Here is a 26481-nt window from a genome sequence, read left to right on the forward strand (position 1 = left end):
GGAAAATAAAAAGGATTGACCACAGCAATATATTTCATAGGCGCATATAATATAAATGCCAAGCTCTTTACTACGCATAAAACAATTGACATTAGGTGATATGCCACCCATATGTAACTTGCCGAAGGTTTTTTTGAGCATATTCGCATTTGCGATAAGCAACAAAGGCGCCGCATAACAATCTGAGATACTAAACCATCGGCAGGTTTGGTTTGAAGTTGGAGACTAATAGAATGTCACAAGGCACTGTTAAATGGTTTAACACCCAAAAAGGTTACGGTTTCATCGAGGCTGAAAGTTCAGGTAGTGATGTGTTTGTTCACATCACCGCTGTCCAGAATTCAGGCCTGAACGGTCTAAACGAAGGTGATAAAGTAACTTATGAACTTGAAGAACAGCGTAACGGCAAAATGGCCGCCGTTAATCTTGAAGTAGTATCATAAGATAGAGTTGGCTGTAAAACCAATTGGCAGTGTCGGTTAGACAATGCCACCAATCATTATAAAGCCGCTCCGTTAGGGGCGGCTTTTGTCTTGGGTATGGGTTTTAAAAGGTATCTAAGCAGCTTTACAAGACAGATAATGTTTAAATTAATACCGCGATCATCTTATCAATCTAAACTTCGCTGCGATTGGATGATGCTTGATTGGATGATGCTTAACCCCGCATTTTTCCACCATTTGCATCATATAGAGGCGCGGGAATAATTCTGGCTGGACATTGATTGCCAAGAATTTCGACATGCAGTTCAGCATCATCAGCAACCAATGCGCTTGGCACATAGCCGAATGCCATTGATTTGCCAACATGATGCGCAAAGCCGCCCGAGCTGACATAACCCACCGCCTCGCCATTGGCAAAAATGGCTTCATCATTTGAAACATCAATGTCATCTGTATCGATAGTCATCATCACCAGCTTTTTTGCCGGACCCGTTTTGGCCTCAGCGATAGCGGCCTCCTTGCCGATAAAATCCTTGTCCCAATGGATAAAGGCATCCAGCCCAGATTCTGCGGCGGTGAAATCAGGCCGAAAATCCAATGTCCATGCCCCCCAGTTTTTTTCCAGCCGTAGCGACATCAAAGCCCGGCTTCCATAAAGCCGAAGTCCAAGATCCTGACCTGCCTCTTCGATCGCTTCAAACAAACGCAGCTGATATTGCGGGGCAACATAAATTTCATAACCAAGTTCGCCAGAAAAGGATATGCGCAGCAGCATGGCAGGCACACCAGCCACAAAGGTCTGCCGCACATCACGAAAAGCCAGCGCATCGGGACCAACATCCTCGCGCACAAGGCGTTGCAGAAGTGTTCGTGACTTCGGCCCCGAAATAGCAATACCATGCCACGCATCGGAACGGTTTGCATAGCTGACACCACTATCTGGAAGATGTGACTCAAACCACCGCCGGTGCATATTCTGAGCCGCCCCCGACCCGAACAGATAGAAATGATCTTCAGCAAGACAAGCGACTGTCATATCACCATATAGCTTGCCCTTTGGCGTCAGCATCGGGGTCAGTTGCAAACGACCTGGCTTTGGCACGCGGCCAGCAAGCATATAATCCAGAAACGCACGCGCGCCGGCACCGGTGAATTCATGCTTGGCGAAATTGGCAACCTCGATTGCGCCAACGTCATGTCGTACCGCCGCGACTTCGGCAGCTACATAATCATGCGCACGTGAACGCCTGAATGTTGGATCTTCATGCGCGTCATCGGCATCAGTTGCAAACCAAAGGGCATTTTCCAGCCCATGCGAGTCACCCATTACCGCCCCGCGTGATACCAGCCGGTCATAGAGCGCTGTTGTCTGTTGGCGGCGACCTTTGGGCAAGGTTTCGTTCGGGAATGTCATGACAAAACGGCGCTCATAATTTTCCGACGATTTGACTGTGCCCCAATGCGGCGTTGCATAATCACCAAAGCGCGCCACATCCATAGCCCACACGTCAATCGACGGTTCGCCATCCATCATCCATTCAGCCATACACAGACCAACGCCACCACCCTGACAAAAGCCCGCCATAACACCAACCGCGACCCAGTAATTGGTCATGCCTGGCACGGGTCCTATCATCGGGTTGCCATCCGGCCCAAAGGTAAACGGACCATTGATGATATTTTTAATGCCCGCTTCGGCCAATGCCGGAATGCGTTCAAAACCAATTTCCAGCCTGTCGGCAATATTATCAAGCTTTGGTTCGAGCAATTCATGGCCAAATGACTGTGGGGTGCCAGCTAGCGACCACGGCGTTGCCCGTGGTTCATAGGTGCCAAGCAACATACCGCCGCGTTCCTGACGGAAATAGATATTGCCTTCATAATCAATGCCTGCTGGTAGGCGTTCAGTGCGGGCGGTGATTTCGGGAATATCCTCGGTTATCAGATAGTGATGCTCCATCGGCTGAACGGGCAGATGAAGCCCCGCCAGATGCCCGACTTCGCGCGCCCATAGGCCACCCGCATTAACAATCATTTCCGCATTGATCGTACCTTTTTCGGTGACCACATCCCAGCTGCCATCGGGGCGCTGGTTGGTTTCGATCACCGGCGTATGGGTATAATATTTTGCCCCATGAACGCGGGCTGATTTGGCATAGGCATAAGTGACGCCAGAGGGATCAATATCGCCATCAAGCGGATCCCATAAAGCCGCCAGATAATGGCTGGGATCAATCAGGGGATGACGTTCGGCAACTTCTTCGATCGAGATGAATTCCTGATCGAGCCCCATATAGCGCGCTTTAGACCGTTCACGCTTGAGATAATCATACCAGTCAGGATTTGAGGCCAGATAGAAACCACCTGTATTATGCATACCAACCGAGTGGCCAGAGGTTTCTTCAATTTCCTTATAGAGATTGATTGTATAGCCTTGCAGGCGTGAGATATTCGGATCGGAGCTGATCGTATGAATCTGACCTGCCGCATGCCAGCTTGAGCCAGATGTCAGTTCATTACGTTCAAGCAGCACCACATCTTTCCAGCCGAATTTGGCCAGATGGAACAAAATCGAACAGCCAACAACGCCGCCGCCAATGACGACCACCTTTGCATGTGAAACCATTTCAGTCATTGTTCACTCCCCATCAAAATCATAGCATCGAAATCAGGGCGCTGATTTGATATCTAAACCATAGGCAATGGCACGATCTTTGCTGTTAGACGGCCTGTTTCGTTCAGCACATGCACCTTGTCACCTGACGCGATAGCCGCAACAGATACCATCGCCAACGCAATATTAGCATCAAGACGCGGTGAATAAGCACTGGCGCTGACATAGCCTGCATTGGCACCATTCCATTCAACTGGCCAGCGGTTTTCATTGGTACTGGTGAATTTTTCACCATCAATAATCAACCCCATAAATCGACGGGTTGCCCCACGTGCCTTAATGTCGCTGAGCGCTGCTTTGCCTACAAAATCCTGTGGTTGATCAAGGTCGATAAGACGATCCATTCCCAGTTCAAAAGGATTGCTCATATCATCGGTGTCAGCGCCATAGGAAATCAGCCCACTTTCAACACGTTCGATATAATTCGGTGTGCCAGGCCCGATATCGTAGGGTTTGCCTGCTTCGGCAACAAGATCCCATAAAATGCCACCTTTGCTACCATCTTGCAGATAGAGTTCAAAGCCACCTTGCTTTGACCAGCCAGACCGTGCCAACACCATTGGAATGCCTTTTAGTTCGGTCGCCCTGAAACCAAAATATTTGATCTCATCCACCCAGTCGCCAAATAGATCGCGCACAACATCGTTGGCTTTAGGCCCCTGAATGGCAAGCGGTGACACATCCGGTTCAAAGACCCGTACATCCATGCCGCGCGCACCAGCAATGCCCGCCGCCCATAATTTTACATCACTATCGGCAATCGACAGCCAGACTTCATCTTCGCTGATTTGAAGAAGCACCGGATCGTTGATCAGCGTCCCGTTAAAATCGCAAAGCGGGACATATTTGCCAACGCCAATTTTAAGATTATCAAGATTACGCGGAGTCAAATATTTTGCCAGCGCAATCGCATCAGGCCCTTTGAGAGCAACCTGGCGTTCAACCGCCACATCCCACATAGCAACGCCATTGATCAAGCGATCATATTCCGCCATAGGGTCACCATAGCTGGTTGGCATATACATATGATTATAAACAGAAGCTGCCGCCAGTCCGGCTTTACGTGCTGACGAAAAAAAAGGGCTTTTGCGAACACGCGGCCCAACTGAAAGAGCAAGAGACATTTCACACCTCAATAAATTTATCGAAGTCTGCCATAGCCATGTGGTAACAATATCCCGATTACGTCAAAATCAATACGTTTTTAAGCAAAAAACCCACGTAATTCAGTCACAAACTGGTCAATCTTTTCAGCGCTGACATCTAGGTGCGTTACCAGACGAATACGGCTAGGATGGCCATTTATCAAAATGCCCTTATTCTGCAGATAAGCAGGCAAGGATGCGGCAGCGTCATGCGCCATAGTCATAAAGACCATGTTCGTTTGCACAGCATCAACATCGACCGCAATCTGTGGGATCGTCGCCAGTTGTTCAGCCAGCCGCAAAGCGTTGGCATGATCGTCAGCAAGACGATCAACATGATGGTCAAGCGCATAAAGCCCCGCCGCCGCCAGCAGGCCAGCCTGACGCAAGCCACCACCCACAAGTTTGCGCACACGATAAGCACGGCTAATCACTTCCTTTGAACCAGCAAGCACCGAGCCAACAGGCGCGCCAAGCCCCTTTGACAGGCATAATGATATGCTGTCGGCATGTTTGACAATATCACCCACGGGCACGCCCAGCTTGACCGCGGCATTCATCAACCGCGCGCCATCAAGATGCACAGCTAGCCCATGCGCTTTGCCACGCAGTGCCAGCGCATCGATCACATCAACCGATTGCACATTGCCGGACACTGTGTTTTCCAGACATAGCAAAGAACTGATCGGGCAATGCGGATCATCGGGCTTGACCGTCCGGTCAATATCGTCACCATTCAATGCACCTGTTTCATTAGTAGGCATTGGTGCCATCATAATGCCGCCAAGCACAGACGCACCGCCAGCTTCGTCAATGAAAACGTGATAGTTTTCGCCAGTTAGTATTTCCTGACCACGCTGACAATGCGCCAGCATGGCGCATAGATTGGACTGGGTGCCACTGGTCACAAACAGCGCGGCTTCCTTGCCCATAAGAGCCGCCACCTTATCTTGAAGGTCATTGACGTTCGGATCATCACCATAGACATCATCGCCAACATCAGCCTTGGCCATCACCGCGCGCATGGCCGCGGTTGGCCGGGTTACCGTGTCACTGCGAAAATCGACAAGCACATCGCCTGTCGCCATTGTTGCACCCGCATATGTTCCCGCATTCGACATTTTAACCCACCATCACTCTGAAATCTTCTTCCTTAATGAGCCAATAGTGCCTTTAGGTCAAATGCCGGGTCGCCAATCTGATTCGGGTCGGGTGATATATCGGCCTCAAGGCATTTCTTGCCAAGCATGTAACCAGCCGGATCACGAACCGCCTCAACCGCCAGAAGCTGACTGCCACGATAGGTCCAGACCGATAAGCCCCCTTCACGCTTGCCAGGTCGCGTCACATGTAGCAGATCATCCGCACCAACAGGCACAATACCTGCCGATTGCAATTTGGCATCATATTGATCCGACCAGAACCACGGTGCCTGATCAGCTGGTGGCGGCACATCCAACAGCCCCGCGACCGCACGTGCGGCGCTATCCTGAGCATTATGAACCGACTCGATCCGCACAGTATGGCCATGTTGCAAGGCAACATCACCAATGGCCAGAATATCCGGATTGCTGGTGCGCATTATCGCATCAACCAGAATAGCACCATTGTCGGTAGCTTCGGTTTCAATATCGGCCATACGGGCAAGCTGACTATCCGGCGTAACGCCAATACCGACAACCAGCATATCAGCCGATAACGAACGCCCATCGGCAAGGGTAACACCCGTAAACACGCCCTTATTATCAGTGATGCTGGCAATCGCCACACCCGTATGAATTGACACGCCATGCATATGATGAAGGTCACCTAAAAATCTGGCTACAGGGGGGCTGGCGACACGGGCAAGCAAACGATCAGCCGCTTCGACCACATTGACATCTAGCCCGCGTTTACGCAAAGATGCCGCCACCTCAAGCCCGATATAGCCGCCGCCAACAATAATGGCACTTGTGGCTGACTGTGAGGCTTTTTTAAGCGCCGTAGCATCATCAGGCTGGCGCAACATGAACACATTAGCAAGCCCAGATGCCGACGGAAGCGCACGCGGCACGGCACCTGTTGCCAGCACCAATTTGTCAAAACTGATAACCGCACCATCTGCCAATGTCAGCATCTTGGCAACCGGATCAATGGCAATAACATCAGCACCTGACATCAGCGTTACATTGTTGCTTGCATACCAATCTGCATTACGAATCAAAAATGTCGGATTAACGCTGTTGGTATCTTCGAGCAAAAATGCCTTTGACAAGGGCGGACGTTCCATCGGCATTCCCGCCTGACGATCAATAAGCGTCAACGCCCCATCAAAGCCATTTGAGCGTATCGCATCAACAAAGCTGACGCCGGCATGACTGGCACCAATAATAACAATATTTGACGTCATAGATTCAAATCACCTTTAAATTATATGTATTCTAGTCATGGCGATAATCGGATAAGGGTCAAGTCTAATGTGATGTCATATTATGATCTACAGATTTAAATACAGCTTTGGTAAATTGATATTGCACCTAAATACAAAGCCAGCCTAGGGTTTGATTAGTATATCTTGAACTGGCCTATGGGCATATATAACCGAATAGAATATCTGACAGAGGATTATGTGATGCAGGATTTTTTCCAGAACTATGTTAACGGATCATGGATTGATGGCGGCGGTGGACGCCTGCCTGTAAGCAACCCCGGCACTGGTGAGCATTTGGCAGATGTGGCGCTGGCGGATGCGGCAGATATCGACCGCGCCGTTGCCGCGGCGCTGGCTTGCCACGAAAGTGGCGCACTATCCGATTTACGTCCCGTTGAGCGCAGCCGCATGGTGCGCAAGATGGGGCAATTCATGCTCGATAATTGCGCCGAGATAGCCGAATTGCTATGCCTTGAATCAGGCAAACCGCTTTGGGAAGCCGTTATTGAAATCGAAGGGACAGCCAGGTATTTTGAATATTACGGCAATCAGGCTGAAACGGTTGAAGGGCGGTCAATCCCGCTTGGTGCAGATTACCTTGATTATACAATTTATGAACCGATTGGCGTCAGCGCCCAGATCATTCCGTGGAATTACCCGATTGAAATGACCGCACGCGGTATCGCGGTGGCCCTTGCCACTGGCAATACATGCGTTGTTAAAACACCCGAACTTGATCCATTATCAACTAGCTGGCTGGCACGGGCAGGCGAAGCTGCTGGCTTGCCACGCGGGGCTTTGAATATCCTATGTGGATATGGGCATGAAGCTGGGGCCGCCCTATCCGGTCATCCTGATATCGGTAATGTTGTGTTCACTGGTTCGGTCGCAACCGGCATCAAGGTGGCAGTAGCCGCGGCACAAAATGTAGTACCAGCGATTCTGGAACTTGGTGGTAAATCAGCGGCGATTGTGATGCCAGATGCCGATCTGGATCAGGTGATGGAATCGATGCGCTGGGGCATTTTCTTTAATGCCGGACAGGTCTGTTCGGCCATGTCACGTGTGATTGCGCATCCTGATGTGCATGATGAAATTGTTGAACGTGCTGTTAGCCTTGCCGAAAGTCTGTCCGTTGGGCCAGGCATTGAACGCCGCACCTTTGGTGCCAATATGGGCGCGATGGTGTCCGATAGTCAACGTGACCGCGCTGAAAGCCTGTGCAAACAAGCGGCTAGTGAAGGCGCACGAATTGTCACTGGTGGACATCGTTTGAACCAACCCGGATCATTTCTGGCACCGACAATTATTGCCGATGTTGCGCCCGACATGCAGATCGCCGGAACCGAGGTCTTTGGCCCCGTTCTGTCAATCATGAAAGCCAATGATGAAGCCGAAGCCATCACCATTGCCAATAGCACCGAATTCGGCCTTGTTGGTGGCATTTTCACTAGCGATATTGATGCCGCCCACCGTGCCGCCCGCAAAATCAAGGCAGGCCAGATTTTTGTAAATGAATGGTTTGCAGGGGGTGTCGAAACACCCTTTGGCGGCTATGGCAAATCAGGCTATGGACGCGAGAAAGGCCGCGAAGCCTTGCTCAATTATGTGCAAACCAAAAACATTGCCTATCGGACGCGCTAGACACAGCAGATAGCCGCCAAGATGGTCACCGAGATGGTCACCGAGATGGCCAACGCCTAATCAACCGCGTTGCTAGCCGCCCGATCAGTCAGATCAAGCCAGATGGTTTTGACCTCACAATATTGATCATGCGCATGAATGCCATTATCACGCCCACCAAAGCCGGATTGCTTATAGCCGCCAAACGGGGTTGTGGCGTCACCTTCGCCATAGCAATTAACAGTAACAGTGCCTGCACGAATGGCGCGCGCCGCCCGCATCGCCTGTTTGACATTGGTCGTATAGACCGAAGCCGCAAGGCCATAGTCAGTGTCATTGGCAAGGGCAATCGCCTCGTCGATGGATGTGACGGTCATGACACTAAGAACAGGTCCAAAGATTTCCTCTTTAGCCAGCCGACTTGCCGAAGTTACCCGATCAAAAATCGTCGGCTCGACATAGCCTTCGGCCGCTTTGCCCCCGCATAGGGTGACAATATTTTTGCCATTTTCACTGGTATCAAGATAGCTGGCAACTTTACCGAAATGTTCGGAATCAATCATACATCCAAGATGGTTTTTCGGATCAAGCGGATCGCCCATATGCCATTCTTTGGCATGTGCCAAAATATGCCGCATCAGATCATCCTTGATAGCTTCATGCACAATCAGACGCGATGTGGCAGAACAATTTTCACCCATATTCCAGAATGCCCCATTGACCACATGTTCAGCGACCAGATCAAGATCTTCGGCATCATCCATGACAATCGCCGGATTTTTACCACCACATTCCAGCACGATTTTTTTCAAATTGGACTCAGCGGCATATTTGAGAAACAACCGTCCAGTCTCGGTTGAGCCGGTAAAGGACACCATATCCACATCCGGATGAAGCCCTAGAGGTGCGCCTGTCTTTGGCCCATCGCCCGTAATCACATTCAGAACACCGCGCGGCACACCAGCTTCCATTGCCAATTCAGCAATGCGCAAAGCAGTCAATGACGTTTGTTCAGCCGGTTTGACAATGACCGAACACCCCGCCGCCAAAGCGGGGGCAATTTTCCACGCCATCATCAATAGGGGAAAATTCCACGGCAATACGGCACCAACAACGCCAATCGGTTCACGCACAATCATACCCATAGCATCTTCGCCAGCTGGTGCGGTCTGGTCATATAATTTATCAACCGCTTCGGCATGCCAGATGATGGTATTGATCGTTTCAGGCAGATCAATGGTCACGCAATCACGGATTGGCTTGCCGGAATCAACCGACTCCATAACCGCCAGTTCATGCCGGTTGCGCTTAATCAGCTTGGCCAGCTTTATCAGCACATCTTTGCGCGCCGATGGATGTAAACAGCGCCAACGCCCATCATCAAAAGCCATACGGGCTTTTTCAACAGCGTAATCAACATCTGCCGCATCGCAGGCAGCGACCTTGGCCAATCGCTTGCCTGTTGCCGGATTGATGCTGTCAAAGGTGGCACCCGATTGTGCCGCGCGAAAGCTGCCATCGACAAAGCTGGTAGATGCAGGCGTCAGGCCGTCGGCAAGCGCCTTATATTCATTATGCGTCAAAAGATCACTCATTTTCCAGTCTCCCCAGCAGTCAGATCATTTATCGTTTTGTTCATCACCGCAATCACTTCGGCAAGGCTGCGTTTTTCATCCTTATTCAGACTTCGCAACGGGCTTCGTGGTGGCCCTGACGGCAAGCCGCGCAAGGACGCGCCATATTTAATACATTGCAGAAATTTACCGCCTTGTTCCAGAGTGGCCATAAGCGGTAACATCGCCGACATGATCTTGCGGCCACGTGCAAAGTCACCGTCAACAACACAGGTTTTCCATAAAGCGATATGCGCTTCAGGGGCAAAATTTGATCCCGCACAGACCCAGCTTTCGGCGCCCCATGCGAAAAACTCAAGCGCCTGATCATCCATGCCACAGCTAAGCTGAATATGCGCATAATCGCGTGCCAATTTATGCACACGGTTAATATCGCCCGAACTTTCCTTGATTACACGGAAATTATGGCTTCGGCCTACGCGATCAAGATATTCGTCACTCATCTCGGCGGCCATGCGCCCAGGATAATTATACAGCATAATGGGCATATCAACCGCGCGATCAATGCGTAACGCATGAATGGCATTTTCACGCGGCGTTGGCTGGGCATAAGGCGGTGTCGTAATCAGTATGGCGTCATAGCCACTGGCTTTGGCTGTCATCGCCAGGGCAATCGAATCTTCAGTACGAATAGCTCCAGTACCGCCAATAAGCGGCACCCGCCCCGCCACCACATCGATAGCACGTTTTAGGGCTGTTTCGCGCTCTTCGGTCGAATGGGCATAATATTCACCGGTTGTGCCGCCAATGATAATACCGTCAACACCTGCATCAATAAGAAATTCAAGCACCGTGTCAAACCCATCCCAATCGATGCTTTCATCATCATGGAGCGGGGTGATGGCCGGGGTATATATACCGCGAAACTTCATAATTTTTCCTTTAGCTGTCACATTTATCTTGGCAAGGTTTCAATCAAGCTGGGCAAAGACTCAAGACCCGGAATCACCAAATCTGGGTCAATAGCCGTATCCGGGCGATAGTTGATATCATCAGCAACGCAGATAAAATTCTGTCCCTTGGCATTTATCGCCACACCATAATCGGCGATCGTATCCCCCACCATGATTGTCTGATCCGGCATTACGCCATGCGTATCACATATATGTAACAACCCCTGTGGGGCTGGCTTACCACCAAAACCACTATCAGCCCCTATTATTGTCGCGAATAAATGGTCAATTTCAAGATCTTTGAGATTCTGTAATGCCGAGGCCGCATTATCATTGGTCAGCAAAGCCAGAATATAACCTGCCTTCGACAGCATTGTTAGCGGTGTTTTCACATCACCTTTGGCAACACTGCGCCCCCGCACCAACTCGATCACCAACTCATTAACCCTAGCCTTGTAAGATGTGTCGGTCAGCAGATCGATCATGTTATCAGGTAGCAAGGTCTGCCATGCTTTGCAAATATCGGTAAAGGTGCCAGCCGCAAACAGTCCACGATGATCAATATTACCCGCAGCATCGACGCCAATATGTGCCAGCAGATCATCGAGCCCGACAGTGGGCGTGGCGCGGGTCGTGGCGCCATGATCCGGAATAATAGAAATCGTATATTCGGCAACCGCATAGACCACTGGAAACCATGTCGCGGCCAGATCAAGAATGACGCCATCCTTGTCAAAGATGATAAGCTTTATTGGTTTTGATCTGGCGGAATGCGATGCGGGCAGTTCGGTATTCATATAGTTCACTCTCATCATCGGTGATGCTAAAATATGAGGCAACGCTGGCAGATTCCAGCGCATCTGCCAACCTGATTTTTAAACTATCTAAGACTTAGATAAAATTTGTCACCACACGGCATGTCATCGCGCCCATCTGGATCATATCAGCCTTGGAATTGATGTTTGACAAGCGACATTGCGCTAGAGCAATCAGCTTATAAGGTGCCATTTTCACCTCCAATATAATAGTCTATACATAAAGGCTGGAGCAAATAGCCCGAAATGTAAATTGGGTGCGAATTTTAGACTAAATATTTGAATTTATTTAAATTACTAATTTAGAATATTGATAAAGCCACACACTAATAGTGATGATACCAAGATTTTTGATACAGCCAAGACCGCCAATAGCAGGAGACGTTGAAGATGCATAACATCACGCAAGACCAAATCGGTGCTTTTGCCCGCGATGGCGCGGTTTGCTTGCCAGGCCTGTTTACTGACTGGGTTGATATGATAAAGGACGGCATCGCCACAAATATGCAAGATCCCGGCCCCTATGCGGCCGAAAATTTGCAAACAGGCGAAGCGGGCCGCTTTTTTGACGATTATTGCAACTGGCAACGGATATCAGCCTTTGCCGAGATCATGTCATTATCGCCTGCCCCAGAAGCGGCGGCAGCATTGATGCAATCGCGCAACGTCCAGTTTTTTCATGACCATGTGTTGGTCAAAGAACCTGGCACCAGCAAGCCCACACCATGGCATCAGGATGCGCCCTATTATTTTGTCGAGGGCAGCCAAACGGTCAGCTTCTGGATTCCAGTTGATCCAGTCACGGATGCAAGTCTGCGGGTGATCGCGGGATCGCATAAATGGGAGAAGATGGTGTTGCCCGTGCGATGGCTCGCCGCAGATAATTTTTATGAAGATACTTCTTATGCTGGGGATGATGATTTTCTGCCCGTGCCCGACCCTGATTCCGAACCTGACAAATTCACAACGCTTGAATGGGCGATGCAACCAGGTGATGCGGTGGCTTTTGATTTTCGCGCCGTTCATGGAGCGCGTGGCAATATGGCGACGACGCGGCGGCGGGCTTTATCTTTGCGGTATGTCGGTGATGATGCGCGTTATGTGACAAGACCCGGCCCTACTTCCCCGCCCTTTCCGGGGCATGAAATGCAAGATGGCGCCCACCTGCGCAGTGACTGGTTTCCAGTGGTCTGGCCGAAAGACGCGTAAAGCTAGCTTCGGTTCCGGCAATCAATGCCGTTAAAGCTGCCCAGCGTTTCCAGATCATCAACATATTCAAGACCCGCCTCGGCAAGACGTGGCCGCATATTATAAAGATCAAGACCAAGCTCACCCGCCTGTAAGCGGACGCGTTTATCTTCCTCGGCGTCAAGGCGTGCTTGGGTCTTGGCCATCACAGCCTCAGCTTCGGCGCGCGCCACCACAACCACCCCGTCATCATCGGCGGCGATCACATCACCTGGAAAAATCAGCTGGCCAGCGCACACGACCGGCACGTTAACCGCACCAAGCGTATTCTTTACCGTGCCTTGTGATGAAATGGCGCGTGACCATACCGGAAAATTCATCGCCTGTAGATCAGCCACATCGCGGACGCCCGCATCAATCACCAGCCCTTTGACGCCGCGCATCTGCGCCGAAGTTGCCAGCAAATCGCCAAAATAGCCATCGGTGCAATCAGTCGTACAGGCCACTACCAGAATATCGCCTGGCTGGCATAATTCGATCGCCACATGTAGCATCCAGTTATCGCCTGGTTGCGCAAGAACTGTCAGCGCCGTGCCGCCAATGCGCGCCCCCGGATAGATCGGCCGCATATAAGGCTTTAGCAATCCGCTGCGCCCTTGGGCTTCATGTACGGTCGAGGCCCCGGCATTGCCAAGCCTGGCTGCCAGATCAGCATCGGCGCGTTCGATATGTTTGACAGCGACTGTTTTCATGATTTCATCTCCGGCTACCAGATAATTAAAGATAATAAGTTGCGCTATCCTATCGCCAATTCCCGAAACCGACAATGCTGATCCGAAAGGCTATTCAAAGCAGGTCATGATCTCGGCAAGCGGTTTTTTAATTGTGGCAACTGTGGGAATGCTGGCGTCATCTGCCGCATGCCCAACAGCCAGTATCATCATCGCCTTGTTCGAGGCTGGACGATTGCAAATCTCGCCAAGAAACCCCATCGGGTTAGGCGTATGCGTCAGACAGGACAAACCCGCCATATGCAGGGCTGCAATCAGAAACCCCGATGCAATCCCAACACTTTCCGGCACATAGTAATTTTTATAGCGTGTGCCATCGTCAAACTGGCCATAACGTTCGCCAAAAATGACAATCAGCCATGGGGCGATTTCGAGATGCGGCTTATCCGGTCCGGTGCCGATAGGTTCCAGCGCTTTGATCCATTCATCATGGCTGGTGCTAGCATAGAATTTTGCTTCTTCGGCTTCAGCGGCGGCGCGGATTTTAGCCTTTATGGACGGGTTGGCAATGGCCGCAAAATGCCATGGCTGATGATTGGCACCGCTTGGGGCGCGTCCAGCAGTCCGGATACAGTCTTCGATAATCGCTTTTGGCACGGGACGCGGTGAAAAATCACGCACTGTATGGCGGGTCGCCATCGTGTCGCGGAATGTCTGAGCCGCGGTGGCTATTTGCTCATCATCTCGCGGTTCACGATGTGGCAATGGCGCGGCAACATAAGTTAGGTTTTCACGGATAAACATTTGACCCTCACACGGCAAGTTCATGATACGGTTTTACATCTGATTAGCATCTTTATCGCCCACATCTAGTTTGCCGTGCTTTTGAAGCCGCATCAACTCTGTTACGTTGGATCATTCTGTTTTGATTATTGCCCCATAGGTGCACCCATGTTCAATCCCGCAATTGAAGCGCTCAATGCCCCACCTGTATCGACGGTTCTTGACTGGAAAGCATCGTATGATGGCCGCCATGGCGACATGATCGATATGAGTCAAGCGGTGCCTGGCTATCCTGCGCATCCCGATATGCTAAACGCGCTGGCCGCCGCCGCTGCCACAGCCGATAATGCCCGTTATGGGCGGGTTGAAGGTGATGATAATTTACGCGCCGCCTATGCCGCGCATCTGAGCACGCTTTATGCCGCCGATATTGCGGCAGACCATACGCATATTACATCCGGATGTAATCAGGCCTTTGTCGCCGCCGCCTTGGCTGTTGCCGGACGCGGCGAAAGCATATTGATGATGCGCCCTTGTTATTTCAATCATGAATCATCACTTGGAATGCTGGGAATTTCGGTGGGCTATGTCGATTGTCATGATGAACATGGTCTGTTGCCAAGCTGTGCGGATATTAGCGCCGCGATCACCCCAGAGGTGCGTGCGGTGGCGTTGGTCAGCCCTAATAATCCGGCTGGCACAATCTATCCACCGGATTTGCTGGCCGAGATTCTGGCTCTATGTAAGGCGCGAGGGATCTGGCTTATTCTGGATGAAACCTATCGTGACTTTCTGCCGCTTGCAGCTGGCGCGCCGCATAATCTGTTTGCTTCCGATGGCTGGCAGGATCATCTGATACAGCTTTATAGTTTTTCAAAATCCTATTGTATGCCCGGACATCGGCTGGGGGCGGTAACATCGGGAGCAGAAATGATTTTCCAACTATCCAAGATTATCGATAATATCCAGATTTGTGCCCCGCGAGCGCCGCAACAGGCAATCACACCGATGCTGGACCAACTGGCATCATGGCGCGATGCGAACCGCGCCCGCATTGCCGCACGCGCGACTGTTTTCAGTGAGGTCATATCCCAGCTTGAGGGCTGGACACTTATCAGCACAGGTGCCTATTTTGGTTATGTGCGGCATCCGTTTGATAAAATGGGTTCCCGCGAGGTGGCACAACGCATGGCACGTGATGCCGGGGTGCTAACCATTCCGGGTGCCTTTTTTGGCGATGGTCAGGATCAGTATCTGCGCTTTGCCTTTGCCAATGCCAGCCGTGAGGTGATCGGGCATCTGGCCAACCGACTAGGTTTGCTGACATAAAGGCAATCAGAAATCCATATTATGCGTTTCGGCAACTTCGATTGATCCATGCCCTTGCGTCACCATCGGGCAACCTGCGGCCATCGCCATTGCTGCATTCATATCATCAGCCACGACCAGTGAATATCCAGATACCGGATTGACACCACCATTATCGGCAACACCATCAATGCTGACGGTTTTGGACATGCCAACCGGATTACCAGGGTCAACCAGCGCGTCACCCAAGCCATCCATCCAGTCACCCCAGCGTTTCATTTCTGCGGCGATTTCGGCTTCGGTTTCGGGCATCTTGCCACCATGATAGGCAAACAAAAATTTTGGCATTATTGTCTCCTTAATTTGTTAGCTGCCTGATAGGTCGCTATGAGCGGTCAGACAGATGTTCCAGTTTGACCAGTGACGAAGACCAACCACCTTTATGAAGCCGCCTTGATTCAATGGTTGGCAGGTTCATGTGCGTCAATGTAAAGCGCGTATCGCTGGCATTATCCGCATCCGCACCAGTAGCGACGACATCAAAACGCACGATGCTTTCATGCCCGCGGATATCATGTTCGTCATGCCAGCCCCAGCTAAACGTCACCGCATGCGGCGGATCAATGGCCAGCACCTCACCCGACACTTTATGTGTTGATGAGTCGCCATTCACCATCACCGAAAACCACGCGCCAAGTTTCGACAGATCAAGATTATTCTCCCCAATATGGACATCTTCAGGGCCCCACCATGACAGCAGATGCCGCGTTTGTGTTACCAAACCAAATATTGTTTCAGGCGGTGCCGGAAAACACCGCTCAATAACCAGATCATCAACCGGGGATGGCGCATCTTTTGCCATGTTAGACATTCCGTTCTGATAAAGTGGTTTGTCTTTGTCGAGACATAAATCTGCACTTTATCGATGTTTGTTTCGTTATTAACGATGTATATGAATATATTGATAGAAACACTTTCAAACCAATCACATTACGGTGAGCCAGACATTAACCAGACTTGATGATGTATGATGATTTAATGAGGGCTTGGCGCAGGATCCAGATCTGCGTAAAAGAAGGCTTTCATCCAGCTTGGCTGATAACCAAACCATAGAAACACCAAACGGGAAGCAATGCCTATGTCCTATTCACCTGATATGCTTGCACTGCTGGTGGTTGGGCTCATGGCGACAGGCGCCATTGCAGGTATTCTGGCAGGACTATTGGGTATCGGAGGCGGCATCATATTGGTGCCAGTTCTATTTTTGATTTATGATTTCATGAATGTGCCAGCGGATATTATCATGCATGCGGCGGTCGGCACCTCGCTAGCGACGATCATTCCGACATCGATTTCATCAGCACTGGCACATCATCGACGCGACAGCATCGATCTGGGGGTTTTGCGACGCTGGTCGCCCTTTATCATTCTGGGCGCGGCTAGTGGCGGGTTTCTATCACATTATATCGAAAGTGCGACATTGACCCTGATTTTTGGCTGTCTGGCGATTCTTGTGGCGGTGAATATGATGATGCCACACACACCCAAAATGGGCACCATATTGCCAAAGGCGCGCCCTGTTGAAAAATTGCTTTCCAGCTTTATTGGTTTCTTTTCAGCCTTGATGGGGATAGGTGGGGGCACCATGTCGATTCCAGTGATGACCGCCCTGGCCGTGCCCGTGCATCGCGCCATCGGCACATCAGCGGCTTTTGGTTTCATGATTGCACTACCGGGGGCATTAGGTTTCATTTGGTCAGGCTGGGATGTGGCTATGCGCCTGCCCTATTCGCTTGGCTTCATTAATCTGCCAATTGCTATATTGCTGTCTAGTGTCAGTATTTTTACCGCCCCTTTAGGAAGCCGGCTTGCACATGCGCTTGACCCGCTACGTCTGAAACGTGCTTTTGCGCTATTCCTGATTATCAGTGCGTCACGGATGCTATATTCGATCTTCGCCTAGGTTTCATGATCCGTTTTGACATCATTCATTGATGCCAGAATATGCGCCGCCAAAGCTGGCGTCTGGGTCTTGGTGACCCGTAAGGCGGGCAATTCCCCCCTACGCATAAGAATATCATGCTTCAACCCCATCAAGAATGGATACCATTCACGCTGTAAGGGCGATTTCCATGACCATAGCAATGTTTCTAGCGCCGCCAGCGCGTCGTTATCTTCGGGCATATCAAAAACGGGGTCAAATCCGTATGGAGCGTCAAAATAAGCCGCTAATGTTATAAATACATCGGGTATGCTGGCCGCCTTAATGATATCTGGCCAGCTCTGTTTGCGTGCCATAATATCCAGCAGAAGAAGATCTGTTTCGATCATGCCGGTGGGATTGAGCAATATGTCACCATCGCCGTCACGTTCGCGATAGGGGCCTGTAAACAGGCGGCGCGGACAATAATCCTGCGCGTATATATTGTCCCATATGATCATCCGGTGTTGCCGTGAAGGGGAGCGCGCGGCGAAGTCCTTGCTGCCTATATGCGGGGCTACAATATGACTGCCGCAATGTATGATAGCCGAAGCCGGATCAAGGCTGGCTGTTAAATCATCAAGATAGCTGGCCGATTGCACATCGATATCAGTCACCAATTCATCGGCATAAATACGTGGCACCAGTAAAATCGGACATTCAAGATCGTCAGCCAGACGATTGGCAAGTGCCGCATGCGCCGTACCTTCGCTTTCATAGTCACCCGCACGCTGGGCAAAATCAGCGGCAATGTCATCCATCAATAAAGCGATATGATTAGCCCCGTTTGCGCGAAGCTGATTCGCCTTGGCACATAAAATCATAAAATCATTATTCTGGGAATTACCAGCGTTACACAGATCGGCAAAGTTAAAATCAAGACCAGGCGCAATACCGGCAATAACGGAAATATTGCGCATGCTGGCAGTATCACAGAACTGCGCAAAGCCAGCGCACCAGTCAGCGTCATAATCGACTCGCCAATCAAAGCGATGACATGGATCATCCTTTGGCGCATAGAGATAGGCATTCATTTCACATGATGCCAGCTTTTGCAAAAGCCGAAACCGATCATCCCAATTCAGCAGATGCCCATAAAACCCCTCAATATAGCCTTTCAGCTTTAGCGGCAGGTGATTTGCATGTTTCAACCGATTATTTTGCATTTTTTATTATCACTTTGCTGGCACTTTGCTGGTAATTTGCATGAATTGACGCATAATGTCGCATTGTATGATATGCCATTAAAGCCGATATTGGGGGCAAAAGGCTAGTCATGGAAATATGTGAGGAGTCAATAGGATGAAAATTGTTGGTATAGGGGCGCATCCCGATGATGTGGAAATTTTCTTCTATGGGTTTCTGGCCACCTGTAAGGCTCGCGGCGATGATATAAGCATTGGCGTCGCTACCGATGGTGCCGCCGGTGGTGATAATCCGGGCGTCAAGCTGGCGGCAATTCGGGCAGAAGAAACCACAAATGCCCTGACCGCGCTTGCCACGCCAACATTGCTTGGCCTGCCAGATGGCGGCCTTGCCGAAGCGGCTGATGCACGGCAAGTGATTGCCCGGTTCCTAAAGGACTGCAAGCCCGATCTTGTTGTCACCCATGCGCCAGATGATTATCATCCCGATCATCGGGCTTTGTCGCACTTTGTTACCGATGCGGTTGGGTTTACCTGTCCGATCCTGTTTGCCGAAACATTAATGGGGGTAGGCTTTACACCCGATGTCTATGTCGATATCACCCCGTTTTTTGATGCCAAACAAGCCGCTATCATGGCACATGACAGTCAGGAACCCGAAAGATTCGCCGCGGCTAGTGCTTTGATGAACCGCTATCGTGCCGCCCAATGCAATGCCCCAGATGGTCATTATGCCGAGGCCTATCGGATTGCGTCACGCTTCCCCTTTACCGATATCCGCGAGATGGTGCCGGCGGCACCCGCCTATCGGCCTTTCTATGTTACCGGATCAGACGCGCTGATTTAATCGCTGTCTTGATGGCTGAGCAAGCTGACCCCCGCATATTGGCATGGTGCATCCGGTGGTTGCCGGAAAGGATGTTGGCAAACCAGCATTATGCCGTGCGGCCAGATAGGCCATCAATTCCGCCTCAAGCATATCCGCGTCAAACAGCACATGATCATCGATGACCAGACGATTGCCAAACACATCATGCAACCCAGACATGAGTGTCTGATTATGACGACCACCGCCAGCTATATATATCTGCTGGATGTCTGCAGGCAGTGACTCAATAGCATGGGTAATGCTTGCCACTGTCAAGGCGGCCAAGCTGGCCATAGCATCAGGGGGGCGCAGATCATCAAGACCTGCATCATCCACAATAGGGGCAAATGCCTGTCGATCGAGGGATTTTGGCCAGCTTTTGACAAAAAAGTCATGCTGCATCACTCGTGCGACAAAGCCTTTATCACTGTGTCCTTGTGCCGCAACTATACCACCATCGTCAAAAGGCCGGTTGAAATGGGACTGCATATAATCATCCATCAGCCCGTTGCCCGGCCCCGTATCAAAGCCAATGATTTCCGGGTTCGATCCGGTGCCGATATAAGTCAGATTGGCCACACCACCAATATTGATGATAACCGCCGGACAGGGCGCATCAATCGCGGCGATCAGCGCGCTATGAAAAACCGGGGCTAGCGGTGCGCCTTGCCCGCCTGCCGCCATGTCGGCCTGCCGAACGTCATAAACAACATTCATGCCCGTAGCATCTGCAAGCCGCTGGCCAGACCCTAGCTGGATCGTGCATCGCCCCAATGGTGATAGGGTATTTGCATCGGGTTCGTGAAAAATCGTCTGGCCGTGAAACCCGATCAAACGCGGCATGTCTGCATCATCTGGTAGCTGTTTTACGAGCGCCATGACCGCCGCACTATGCGCATCAGTTATTGCATGTGATAACGATATATATGCCGCGGCATCCGCCATAAAGGCCACAGGATCATGCACCGCATCAAAAATGCTGCGACGCAAGGCCGGATCATAGGCAAAGCTGACGGCAAAATCGGTGCGGTGAAACCGGCTGCCATCAGTGTGCAGAATGGCAGCATCTATCCCGTCGGCGCTGGTGCCCGACATTAAACCTATAACAGGTTGCCCTATAACAGTGTGTATAGTGTTGCTATCTTCATCGATGGGGTCATGTTGCATAGTCAGGTACCAATTTCGTTATCTTATCTCTTCTAGTTATCTTACCTCTTCTAGTTATCTTACCTCTTCTAGTTATCTTACCTCTTCTAGTTATCTTACCTCTTCTCAGGCGTCTTTATCCTGCCTATGATCGCAGTATGGACAAAACAAATATACCCCAAAAAGCTAGCGGTCATAAATCCGCGCCGGATGTATCGTCAGACATGCTGGCAACCGAAGATGTCGCCGCTAGCCCGGTTCCGATTGATAAGCTAAGTCCACATGCGGCGCTGGCGATGATGCTGGACAACCAGGCAGGCGCGATAGACAGCTTGACGAATGCCCTAGATCAAATTGAAGCGGCAAGTATGGCCGCCTTCAAACAGCTTTCAAGCAGTGAAACCGGACGTTTGTTTTATGCGGGGGCTGGCACATCAGCCCGTATTGGCGTTCAGGATGGTGCCGAATTATTTCCAACCTTTAACTGGCCACGCGAACGGGTTGGCTTTGTTATCGCAGGTGGTGCTGACGCCTTGTTACGTGCTGTCGAAAATGCCGAAGATGACAAATTAACCGCCGCCAACGAAGTGGAATCCGCATCTATCGGCAAGGATGATGTTGTGATTGGCTTAGCAGCTAGCGGGACCACACCATTTACCTGTCATGTTCTGCAACAGGCGCGCTTGTCCGGTGCGCTGACCATCGGGATCGCCAATAACGCGAATACGCCACTATTGGATGAGGCCGAATATGCCATTTTGCTGGCGACTGGCGGCGAGGCGATTGCCGGATCAACACGGCTGAAAGCAGGTACAGCTCAGAAAATCTGTCTTAATATGATCTCTAATCTGATTATGGTGCAGATGGGATTTGTCAAAGACGGCTTGATGGCAAAAATGGTGCCAACCAACGCCAAATTACGGGCGCGTAAAAAACTGATTGATGCGGCGCTGAACACATCATCACAAAATCCAATAGCTAGGTGATGAGAATAGTCTGATCCGGCGTTGCGATTGCCAGCAAGGCCAGTAGGTCATCATGTGCCAGTGCCACACAACCCGCCGTATAGGTTTTACCAGGGGCAATACAATGGATAAAAATAGCACTGCCACGTCCCGCGACCACTGGCGCATCGTTAAAGCCAAGCTCGACAACAATGTCATAGGCCGTATCATCACGCCACATTACCTCATGGCTGGCATCGAAAGGCGTATCTGCAGACAAATTCACATGCCGGTTATATGCAGGATGTTCTGGCGCATCACACCAGCCACATGACGCGGTGATCGGCAATCTTGGAAAAGGTAAAGTCGGTATTTGCACCCGGTCAGCGCGATAATAAACCGCTCGGATGGGCATTTCACATAGCGGTGTTGCCATATCGCCCTCGCGCTTGGCCGACGCATCAATCACGCCAGCCTTGCCAATAATACAATCGAACAGCATTGCCCCTGCATCAAGTTGATAGGCACCTGTTTCGACTTGTTTTACGCACCAGCCACGCATACCGTTTACCCCCTATGCCATCGTCCGATAGATATTAGACATTAGCTGTCAAATTACCCCAGAAACAGCAATTTGAATAAACCTTTTGCGATGCCGTTTTTGGATGTAGGGTTATTTTAGAAAAAATGAATGCAGCGGCATATAGCCGCCAAAATATGGGAAGTTATTATGAGTAATCCGGAAAAGGCATCCTTGAGCGTATATTTTGACAAACGGATGCTGCGCATTCTTCTGCTTGGCGCGATAAGCGGCTTTCCCTGGGTTCTGATCGGATCATCTCTGTCACTATGGCTTAAGGAAGATGGTTTGAGCCGTTCAGCAATCGGCTGGGCAGGTCTGATTTTCAGTGTCTATGCGATTAACTTTCTATGGGCACCATTAATCGACCGGATCCGCATTCCCGTTTTGACAGAACGCATTGGGCATCGCAAAGCCTGGATCATTTCCTTGCAGGCGGTGATTTTCGTTTCGGTGCTGGCATGGAGCAATCTAAGTCCGGCAGCCGATATATGGTGGGTTATGGCCTTTGGTTTGCTGATCGCGATTTCGTCAGCATCGCAAGATATCACTATCGACGCCTTGCGTATCGAGCAGATCGGCCATGATGAGCGCGGCGCCATGGCCGCAGGTGCGGCAGTGGCTGTAGCTGGCTGGTGGTCAGGTTATAAGATCGGTGGCATGATTACGCTGTTCACTGCGGATTATTTTGAAACTCTGGGACATGTCAATTACTGGCAGCTAACATTTCTTGTGCTTCTGGCGATCATCCTGCTTGCCAATATTGCATTGCTGTTTATTCCCGAGGCCAGTTCCGACGAACGGATCAAAGCCCAAGCCGAAGCCCAAGCCGCCATCGCCAGCCATGTTGGTGGCAATAATCCAGTAGCGCAAATTATTGCCTTTTTCTCGAGTGCCATTCTAGGGCCGCTGACCAGCTTTTTCAAAAAGAATGGCTTGGCAATCGGCATTGGTATTCTGAGCTTCATCTTCCTGTTCAAAATCGGTGAAGCCTTCATGGGCAAAATGTCACTGGTTTTCTATAAGGAAATGGGGTTTTCAAAATCCCAGATTGCCATCTATTCAAAAGGGCTTGGCTGGATCACCACGATCAGCTTCACATTGCTTGGCGGTTATTTTGCGATCCGATCAGGTTCGATCCGCGCTTTATTCATCGCCGGCATCGCCATGGCGGCAACAAATGTCATGTTTTCGATTCTGGCATGGAGTGGTAAATCCGAGCTGTTATTCGCCGTGGCTGTTCTGCTTGATGATATCGCCGCTGCCTTTGCGACGGTTGCCTTTGTCGCGTTTATTTCCTTGCTGGTCGATCGCACCTATACAGCCACGCAATATGCCCTGCTAGCCTCAATCGGCACGATGGGACGGACAACCCTAGCGTCATCGTCAGGGTCAATGGTTGACTGGCTGAATGGAGATTGGGGCACATTCTTTGTGATAACCGCACTGATGGTTATCCCGTCATTGCTGTTGCTGTGGTATCTACGTAACCGCATATCGCTGGGCAAAGGGTAGATGAGCAAGGGCTAAACGGACAAAGGCTAGATCGGCAAAATTCTTCGGCGGGCGGTCACATTGCCTGCTTCACAGGTGATGCGCGGAAGAGCTTCGCGTAGATTTTCCGAGGCCACCTGCATGTGATGCGCATTCGCATGAAGCAGGTTGACCGTATCCTGCATAATGCCGACATGACCTTTCCAGAACAATAGATCCCCCCGTTTGAGTGGGGCATTATCAGCCAGCAAATCACCCAGCGTGGCGGCCTGTGGGCCACTATCGCGGGGCGCGGCAATGCCCGCTGTCTGCAAGGCTAATTGGATTAGAGCCGAGCAATCCAGCCCGCCACTATCACGGCCACCCCAGCTATAGGGCGTGCCCAGTAATGATTCAGCTATAGCCACCCAATCGGTGACTTTATGATCGCACGGCACCAGATGGCGGCGTGGCATATAGCCAACGCCATGCGGCGTATGAATTTGCACATTATGAACATCTGATGATTCATCACCATCACACACCGTCACCTGTGCTCCAAGTGATAAGCCAAACTGCGTGCCGCTTTTAATATTAGCAGTTCGGGTCACAAGCGACCGCGGCACAATTACCCGATGTGTTGGCATCCGATGTGTTGGCACTGCCATAAACGGCACCAGACCCGACTTTGGCACATAGCCCTGATAGCCATCGGTCAATAAAGTACCATAATAAAAATCACCATCTTCACCCGTGACGATAAAGCCTTCGCCAAACAGACATTGCGTATCCAATCCCGCATCATTGCGCGGCGCATCATATAAGCCAATATAGGGCAAACTGACCTGCATTTTGGTATCGAGGATGTCTGGCGTGTCTGGCGTGTCACTGACGGTCATGATCTATTCCGCTTTTGCCGTGATATTATGTTTTGCGCACCAGGCAGCAACATCAAAATTGGGACAGGTTTTTTCTGTATAGTCAAAATCGCAATGGCCACAAATATCAGCTTGCGGATAGTCCTTGCGCCACCGCGTCAACAATGACTTTAGAGTCTGCATTTGTGCATCGGTGAAATTCTGGCGGCCAATCAAACATACGCCAAGGCTGATTTCGTTATGGCCTTTGACATGCGCCCCAACCCAATATTCAGGGCGACCCGTTTGCAATGTACCATCGCGGCAGATCACCCAATGATAACCAATACCATGCCAGCCAAAGCCAAGATGCATATCATGTATCGCACGCGCATCCAGCGCCTCATCATCAGGCGTATCAGCACAATGCACCACTAGGTGGCGAATATTTCCAGCTATCAAGGCTGTCGGCATGACCATATCTCCATAAATCTAGCCTGACACAAACGTCATGCCATATCTGTATCTGATCGTGATAGATCATGCCATAAAGCGTGAACTGCCAATAGCAAAGTTTTTGCTTTCTTCACTTCCCGTGGCAAGGCAGAATGTTGTTCATTTCTTTATGAGGCCTTTATGTCCATTTCTGAATTTTCTTTTCGCGGTATTCTGTTTGATATGGATGGGCTTTTGCTTGATTCCGAGCGTCTGTCTTATGAGAGTTTCTGCACGACAGCATCTGCATATGACGTCAGCGTGACAATGGCAGATTACCGCCAGATGATTGGTTTGAATCATGTTACCGGGCTTGGCGTTCTGGGTAGTATTCTGCCGTCATCACTTGACCCAACAATTTTTAAAAATGACTGGTTGCTTGCCTATCGGGCGCTGGTTGATGATGGTGTGCCCGTCAAGGATGGCGCGCATCAATTACTGGCACATCTGCATATGATTGGCATACCCGTGGCGGTTGCCACATCGTCATCAGGTGCGCGGGCGCGGGGAACACTGAAAAAGGCTGGCCTTTGGGCGTTCATTCAGCATCTGACTGGTGGTGACGAAGTTGCTAATGGCAAGCCAGCACCGGATGTATATCTTGATGCGGCTGCCAAACTGGGCATAGACCCGCAAGACTGTGTGGCATTTGAGGATTCAGAAAATGGCACCAACGCTGCCATTGCCGCAGGCATTCGCGTGATACAGGTTCCTGACCTCGCACCCGCAATGCGACCAGCTAACCCGCCACATCATCTGATTGTGCCCAATCTTTTGGCAGGTGCCGCCATGATCGGGATAAAATTCGGATAAAATACTGCACGGCGTCTTGGCAAGCATGGACAGCGGCAAGGCGCACCGCCTATGATTAATCCATCATATGCTACGGGAGATAATCAATGCGTTTTGTTCACACAATGGTTCGGGTTAAAGATCTGGACGCTTCTTTGGATTTCTATTGCAACAAATTCGGTCTTATCGAGATGCGCCGTAAAGACTTTGAAGCTGGCCGCTTTACACTAGTGTTTCTGGCCGCGCCCAAAGATCAGGACCGAAGCCGCGCCGAAGCCGCGCCTGAACTTGAACTGACCTATAACTGGGATCCTGAAGATTATGATTTTGGGCGTAATTTTGGCCATCTTGCCTATAAGGTTGATGATATCTATGCCAGTTGCCAGGCATTAATTGATAGTGGTGTAACCATTAACCGCCCCCCACGCGATGGCCGCATGGCTTTCATCAAATCGCCTGACAATATTTCCATCGAACTGATTCAAGAAGGAGATGCTTTATCGCTATGCGAGCCGTGGACGTCGATGGAAAATATAGGCACATGGTAACGGAT

Annotated in this window: 26 protein-coding genes; 10 read left to right on the forward strand and 16 right to left on the reverse strand. The window is 50.6% G+C overall.

Annotation, left to right across the window (positions count from 1 at the left end; genetic code table 11):
- The first annotated feature begins 233 nt into the window (after positions 1 to 233).
- Positions 234 to 443: a cold-shock protein gene (locus tag ACTF7Q_RS00875; protein ID WP_438995966.1), complete on the forward strand. Its 210-nt coding sequence runs from the start codon at positions 234 to 236 to the stop codon at positions 441 to 443.
- A gap of 214 nt (positions 444 to 657) precedes the next feature.
- On the opposite strand, the gene ACTF7Q_RS00880 is transcribed toward ACTF7Q_RS00875, so the two are convergent.
- The 4 genes from ACTF7Q_RS00880 to ACTF7Q_RS00895 form a co-directional block, all read right to left on the reverse strand.
- Positions 658 to 3069: a GcvT family protein gene (locus ACTF7Q_RS00880; RefSeq protein WP_438996006.1), complete on the reverse strand. Its 2412-nt coding sequence runs from the start codon at positions 3067 to 3069 to the stop codon at positions 658 to 660.
- Positions 3070 to 3131: 62 nt separating this feature from the next.
- A complete protein-coding gene (locus ACTF7Q_RS00885) occupies positions 3132 to 4241 on the reverse strand; it encodes a glycine cleavage T C-terminal barrel domain-containing protein (RefSeq protein ID WP_438995967.1) in 1110 nt (369 codons plus the stop codon).
- Positions 4242 to 4321: 80 nt separating this feature from the next.
- On the reverse strand, positions 4322 to 5383 hold the full coding sequence (gene ltaE, locus ACTF7Q_RS00890) for a low-specificity L-threonine aldolase (protein ID WP_438995968.1): 1062 nt from the start codon (positions 5381 to 5383) through the stop codon (positions 4322 to 4324).
- Between the two features lie 32 nt (positions 5384 to 5415).
- Positions 5416 to 6651, reverse strand: a complete 1236-nt coding sequence (locus ACTF7Q_RS00895; protein WP_438995969.1) for an NAD(P)/FAD-dependent oxidoreductase — start codon at positions 6649 to 6651, stop codon at positions 5416 to 5418.
- Positions 6652 to 6873: 222 nt separating this feature from the next.
- Here ACTF7Q_RS00895 and ACTF7Q_RS00900 point away from each other — a divergent pair, with 222 nt between their 5' ends.
- Positions 6874 to 8316 (forward strand): aldehyde dehydrogenase family protein, encoded by a 1443-nt coding sequence (locus ACTF7Q_RS00900; RefSeq protein ID WP_438995970.1) that lies wholly within the window; start codon positions 6874 to 6876, stop codon positions 8314 to 8316.
- Positions 8317 to 8372: 56 nt separating this feature from the next.
- Here ACTF7Q_RS00900 and ACTF7Q_RS00905 read toward each other — a convergent pair whose 3' ends face one another.
- The 3 genes from ACTF7Q_RS00905 to ACTF7Q_RS00915 are packed head-to-tail and all read right to left on the reverse strand — an operon-like array spanning position 8373 to position 11637.
- Positions 8373 to 9890 (reverse strand): aldehyde dehydrogenase, encoded by a 1518-nt coding sequence (locus ACTF7Q_RS00905; RefSeq protein ID WP_438995971.1) that lies wholly within the window; start codon positions 9888 to 9890, stop codon positions 8373 to 8375.
- Complete coding sequence (locus tag ACTF7Q_RS00910) at positions 9887 to 10801, reverse strand: dihydrodipicolinate synthase family protein (RefSeq protein WP_438995972.1); 915 nt, start codon at positions 10799 to 10801, stop codon at positions 9887 to 9889. Before ACTF7Q_RS00910 ends, ACTF7Q_RS00905 begins: the two co-directional genes overlap by 4 nt.
- 23 nt (positions 10802 to 10824) lie before the next feature.
- Positions 10825 to 11637 (reverse strand): HAD family hydrolase, encoded by an 813-nt coding sequence (locus ACTF7Q_RS00915; protein WP_438995973.1) that lies wholly within the window; start codon positions 11635 to 11637, stop codon positions 10825 to 10827.
- A 390-nt stretch (positions 11638 to 12027) separates the two neighbouring features.
- On the opposite strand from ACTF7Q_RS00915, the gene ACTF7Q_RS00920 reads away from it, so the two are divergent.
- Positions 12028 to 12846 carry a phytanoyl-CoA dioxygenase family protein gene (locus tag ACTF7Q_RS00920; protein ID WP_438995974.1) on the forward strand — a complete coding sequence of 273 codons (819 nt, stop codon included), beginning with the start codon at positions 12028 to 12030 and terminating at the stop codon, positions 12844 to 12846.
- Positions 12847 to 12848: 2 nt separating this feature from the next.
- Here the strand turns inward: ACTF7Q_RS00920 and ACTF7Q_RS00925 are convergent, their stop codons facing one another.
- The gene (locus ACTF7Q_RS00925; protein ID WP_438995975.1) at positions 12849 to 13577 is read right to left on the reverse strand and encodes a 4-carboxy-4-hydroxy-2-oxoadipate aldolase/oxaloacetate decarboxylase; all 729 of its coding nucleotides are present in this window, start codon (positions 13575 to 13577) and stop codon (positions 12849 to 12851) included.
- A 90-nt stretch (positions 13578 to 13667) separates the two neighbouring features.
- Positions 13668 to 14360, reverse strand: a complete 693-nt coding sequence (locus tag ACTF7Q_RS00930; RefSeq protein WP_438995976.1) for a nitroreductase family protein — start codon at positions 14358 to 14360, stop codon at positions 13668 to 13670.
- Between the two features lie 147 nt (positions 14361 to 14507).
- On the opposite strand from ACTF7Q_RS00930, the gene ACTF7Q_RS00935 reads away from it, so the two are divergent.
- Complete coding sequence (locus ACTF7Q_RS00935) at positions 14508 to 15668, forward strand: aminotransferase (protein WP_438995977.1); 1161 nt, start codon at positions 14508 to 14510, stop codon at positions 15666 to 15668.
- Positions 15669 to 15674: 6 nt separating this feature from the next.
- Here the strand turns inward: ACTF7Q_RS00935 and ACTF7Q_RS00940 are convergent, their stop codons facing one another.
- Together ACTF7Q_RS00940 and ACTF7Q_RS00945 are read right to left on the reverse strand one after the other, a co-directional pair.
- A complete protein-coding gene (locus tag ACTF7Q_RS00940) occupies positions 15675 to 15995 on the reverse strand; it encodes a hypothetical protein (protein WP_438995978.1) in 321 nt (106 codons plus the stop codon).
- A gap of 37 nt (positions 15996 to 16032) precedes the next feature.
- Positions 16033 to 16509 carry an SRPBCC family protein gene (locus tag ACTF7Q_RS00945; RefSeq protein ID WP_438995979.1) on the reverse strand — a complete coding sequence of 159 codons (477 nt, stop codon included), beginning with the start codon at positions 16507 to 16509 and terminating at the stop codon, positions 16033 to 16035.
- A gap of 276 nt (positions 16510 to 16785) precedes the next feature.
- Here ACTF7Q_RS00945 and ACTF7Q_RS00950 point away from each other — a divergent pair, with 276 nt between their 5' ends.
- The gene (locus ACTF7Q_RS00950) at positions 16786 to 17610 is read left to right on the forward strand and encodes a sulfite exporter TauE/SafE family protein (RefSeq protein ID WP_438995980.1); all 825 of its coding nucleotides are present in this window, start codon (positions 16786 to 16788) and stop codon (positions 17608 to 17610) included.
- Here ACTF7Q_RS00950 and ACTF7Q_RS00955 read toward each other — a convergent pair.
- Positions 17607 to 18794 carry a beta-N-acetylglucosaminidase domain-containing protein gene (locus ACTF7Q_RS00955; RefSeq protein ID WP_438995981.1) on the reverse strand — a complete coding sequence of 396 codons (1188 nt, stop codon included), beginning with the start codon at positions 18792 to 18794 and terminating at the stop codon, positions 17607 to 17609. The two genes, ACTF7Q_RS00950 and ACTF7Q_RS00955, sit on opposite strands and share 4 nt — an antisense overlap.
- A gap of 136 nt (positions 18795 to 18930) precedes the next feature.
- On the opposite strand from ACTF7Q_RS00955, the gene ACTF7Q_RS00960 reads away from it, so the two are divergent.
- A complete protein-coding gene (locus tag ACTF7Q_RS00960) occupies positions 18931 to 19620 on the forward strand; it encodes a PIG-L deacetylase family protein (RefSeq protein ID WP_438995982.1) in 690 nt (229 codons plus the stop codon).
- Here ACTF7Q_RS00960 and ACTF7Q_RS00965 read toward each other — a convergent pair.
- A complete protein-coding gene (locus ACTF7Q_RS00965) occupies positions 19603 to 20736 on the reverse strand; it encodes an anhydro-N-acetylmuramic acid kinase (protein ID WP_438995983.1) in 1134 nt (377 codons plus the stop codon). The two genes, ACTF7Q_RS00960 and ACTF7Q_RS00965, sit on opposite strands and share 18 nt — an antisense overlap.
- Before the next feature lie 209 nt (positions 20737 to 20945).
- Here ACTF7Q_RS00965 and ACTF7Q_RS00970 point away from each other — a divergent pair, with 209 nt between their 5' ends.
- Complete coding sequence (locus ACTF7Q_RS00970; RefSeq protein ID WP_438995984.1) at positions 20946 to 21773, forward strand: N-acetylmuramic acid 6-phosphate etherase; 828 nt, start codon at positions 20946 to 20948, stop codon at positions 21771 to 21773.
- On the opposite strand, the gene ACTF7Q_RS00975 is transcribed toward ACTF7Q_RS00970, so the two are convergent.
- Positions 21766 to 22293 (reverse strand): L,D-transpeptidase family protein, encoded by a 528-nt coding sequence (locus ACTF7Q_RS00975; protein ID WP_438995985.1) that lies wholly within the window; start codon positions 22291 to 22293, stop codon positions 21766 to 21768. The two genes, ACTF7Q_RS00970 and ACTF7Q_RS00975, sit on opposite strands and share 8 nt — an antisense overlap.
- 168 nt (positions 22294 to 22461) lie before the next feature.
- On the opposite strand from ACTF7Q_RS00975, the gene ACTF7Q_RS00980 reads away from it, so the two are divergent.
- Positions 22462 to 23826, forward strand: a complete 1365-nt coding sequence (locus tag ACTF7Q_RS00980; protein ID WP_438996007.1) for an AmpG family muropeptide MFS transporter — start codon at positions 22462 to 22464, stop codon at positions 23824 to 23826.
- A 26-nt stretch (positions 23827 to 23852) separates the two neighbouring features.
- Here ACTF7Q_RS00980 and ACTF7Q_RS00985 read toward each other — a convergent pair whose 3' ends face one another.
- Entirely contained in the window at positions 23853 to 24683 is an 831-nt protein-coding gene (locus tag ACTF7Q_RS00985; RefSeq protein ID WP_438995986.1) for a C40 family peptidase, read from the reverse strand.
- Positions 24684 to 24686: 3 nt separating this feature from the next.
- Complete coding sequence (locus tag ACTF7Q_RS00990; protein WP_438995987.1) at positions 24687 to 25115, reverse strand: N-acetylmuramoyl-L-alanine amidase; 429 nt, start codon at positions 25113 to 25115, stop codon at positions 24687 to 24689.
- 162 nt (positions 25116 to 25277) lie between these two features.
- On the opposite strand from ACTF7Q_RS00990, the gene ACTF7Q_RS00995 reads away from it, so the two are divergent.
- Entirely contained in the window at positions 25278 to 25949 is a 672-nt protein-coding gene (locus ACTF7Q_RS00995; RefSeq protein WP_438995988.1) for an HAD family hydrolase, read from the forward strand.
- Positions 25950 to 26035: 86 nt separating this feature from the next.
- Positions 26036 to 26476: a lactoylglutathione lyase gene (gene gloA, locus ACTF7Q_RS01000; protein ID WP_438995989.1), complete on the forward strand. Its 441-nt coding sequence runs from the start codon at positions 26036 to 26038 to the stop codon at positions 26474 to 26476.
- Positions 26477 to 26481: the final 5 nt, after the last annotated feature.

The sequence above is a fragment of the Puniceispirillum sp. (SeqCode) genome (assembly GCF_965657105.1).
Taxonomy (GTDB): Bacteria; Pseudomonadota; Alphaproteobacteria; order Puniceispirillales; family Puniceispirillaceae; genus Puniceispirillum.

Coding starts and splice junctions, on each gene's coding strand:
- ACTF7Q_RS00985 (WP_438995986.1), bottom strand. CDS start 24,683: ATGACCGTCAGTGACACGCCAGACACGCCAGACATCCTCGATACCAAA.
- ACTF7Q_RS00880 (WP_438996006.1), bottom strand. CDS start 3,069: ATGGTTTCACATGCAAAGGTGGTCGTCATTGGCGGCGGCGTTGTTGGC.
- ACTF7Q_RS00875 (WP_438995966.1), top strand. CDS start 234: ATGTCACAAGGCACTGTTAAATGGTTTAACACCCAAAAAGGTTACGGT.
- ACTF7Q_RS00900 (WP_438995970.1), top strand. CDS start 6,874: ATGCAGGATTTTTTCCAGAACTATGTTAACGGATCATGGATTGATGGC.
- ACTF7Q_RS00990 (WP_438995987.1), bottom strand. CDS start 25,115: ATGCCGACAGCCTTGATAGCTGGAAATATTCGCCACCTAGTGGTGCAT.
- ACTF7Q_RS00965 (WP_438995983.1), bottom strand. CDS start 20,736: ATGTCGGGCACCAGCGCCGACGGGATAGATGCTGCCATTCTGCACACT.
- ACTF7Q_RS00955 (WP_438995981.1), bottom strand. CDS start 18,794: ATGCAAAATAATCGGTTGAAACATGCAAATCACCTGCCGCTAAAGCTG.
- ACTF7Q_RS00910 (WP_438995972.1), bottom strand. CDS start 10,801: ATGAAGTTTCGCGGTATATATACCCCGGCCATCACCCCGCTCCATGAT.
- ACTF7Q_RS00885 (WP_438995967.1), bottom strand. CDS start 4,241: ATGTCTCTTGCTCTTTCAGTTGGGCCGCGTGTTCGCAAAAGCCCTTTT.
- ACTF7Q_RS00975 (WP_438995985.1), bottom strand. CDS start 22,293: ATGCGTGGCTGGTGCGTAAAACAAGTCGAAACAGGTGCCTATCAACTT.
- ACTF7Q_RS00895 (WP_438995969.1), bottom strand. CDS start 6,651: ATGACGTCAAATATTGTTATTATTGGTGCCAGTCATGCCGGCGTCAGC.
- gloA (WP_438995989.1), top strand. CDS start 26,036: ATGCGTTTTGTTCACACAATGGTTCGGGTTAAAGATCTGGACGCTTCT.
- ACTF7Q_RS00995 (WP_438995988.1), top strand. CDS start 25,278: ATGTCCATTTCTGAATTTTCTTTTCGCGGTATTCTGTTTGATATGGAT.
- ACTF7Q_RS00935 (WP_438995977.1), top strand. CDS start 14,508: ATGTTCAATCCCGCAATTGAAGCGCTCAATGCCCCACCTGTATCGACG.
- ACTF7Q_RS00950 (WP_438995980.1), top strand. CDS start 16,786: ATGTCCTATTCACCTGATATGCTTGCACTGCTGGTGGTTGGGCTCATG.
- ACTF7Q_RS00980 (WP_438996007.1), top strand. CDS start 22,462: ATGAGTAATCCGGAAAAGGCATCCTTGAGCGTATATTTTGACAAACGG.
- ACTF7Q_RS00925 (WP_438995975.1), bottom strand. CDS start 13,577: ATGAAAACAGTCGCTGTCAAACATATCGAACGCGCCGATGCTGATCTG.
- ACTF7Q_RS00905 (WP_438995971.1), bottom strand. CDS start 9,890: ATGAGTGATCTTTTGACGCATAATGAATATAAGGCGCTTGCCGACGGC.
- ACTF7Q_RS00920 (WP_438995974.1), top strand. CDS start 12,028: ATGCATAACATCACGCAAGACCAAATCGGTGCTTTTGCCCGCGATGGC.
- ACTF7Q_RS00930 (WP_438995976.1), bottom strand. CDS start 14,360: ATGTTTATCCGTGAAAACCTAACTTATGTTGCCGCGCCATTGCCACAT.
- ACTF7Q_RS00915 (WP_438995973.1), bottom strand. CDS start 11,637: ATGATGAGAGTGAACTATATGAATACCGAACTGCCCGCATCGCATTCC.
- ACTF7Q_RS00970 (WP_438995984.1), top strand. CDS start 20,946: ATGGACAAAACAAATATACCCCAAAAAGCTAGCGGTCATAAATCCGCG.
- ACTF7Q_RS00960 (WP_438995982.1), top strand. CDS start 18,931: ATGAAAATTGTTGGTATAGGGGCGCATCCCGATGATGTGGAAATTTTC.
- ACTF7Q_RS00940 (WP_438995978.1), bottom strand. CDS start 15,995: ATGCCAAAATTTTTGTTTGCCTATCATGGTGGCAAGATGCCCGAAACC.
- ltaE (WP_438995968.1), bottom strand. CDS start 5,383: ATGTCGAATGCGGGAACATATGCGGGTGCAACAATGGCGACAGGCGAT.
- ACTF7Q_RS00945 (WP_438995979.1), bottom strand. CDS start 16,509: ATGGCAAAAGATGCGCCATCCCCGGTTGATGATCTGGTTATTGAGCGG.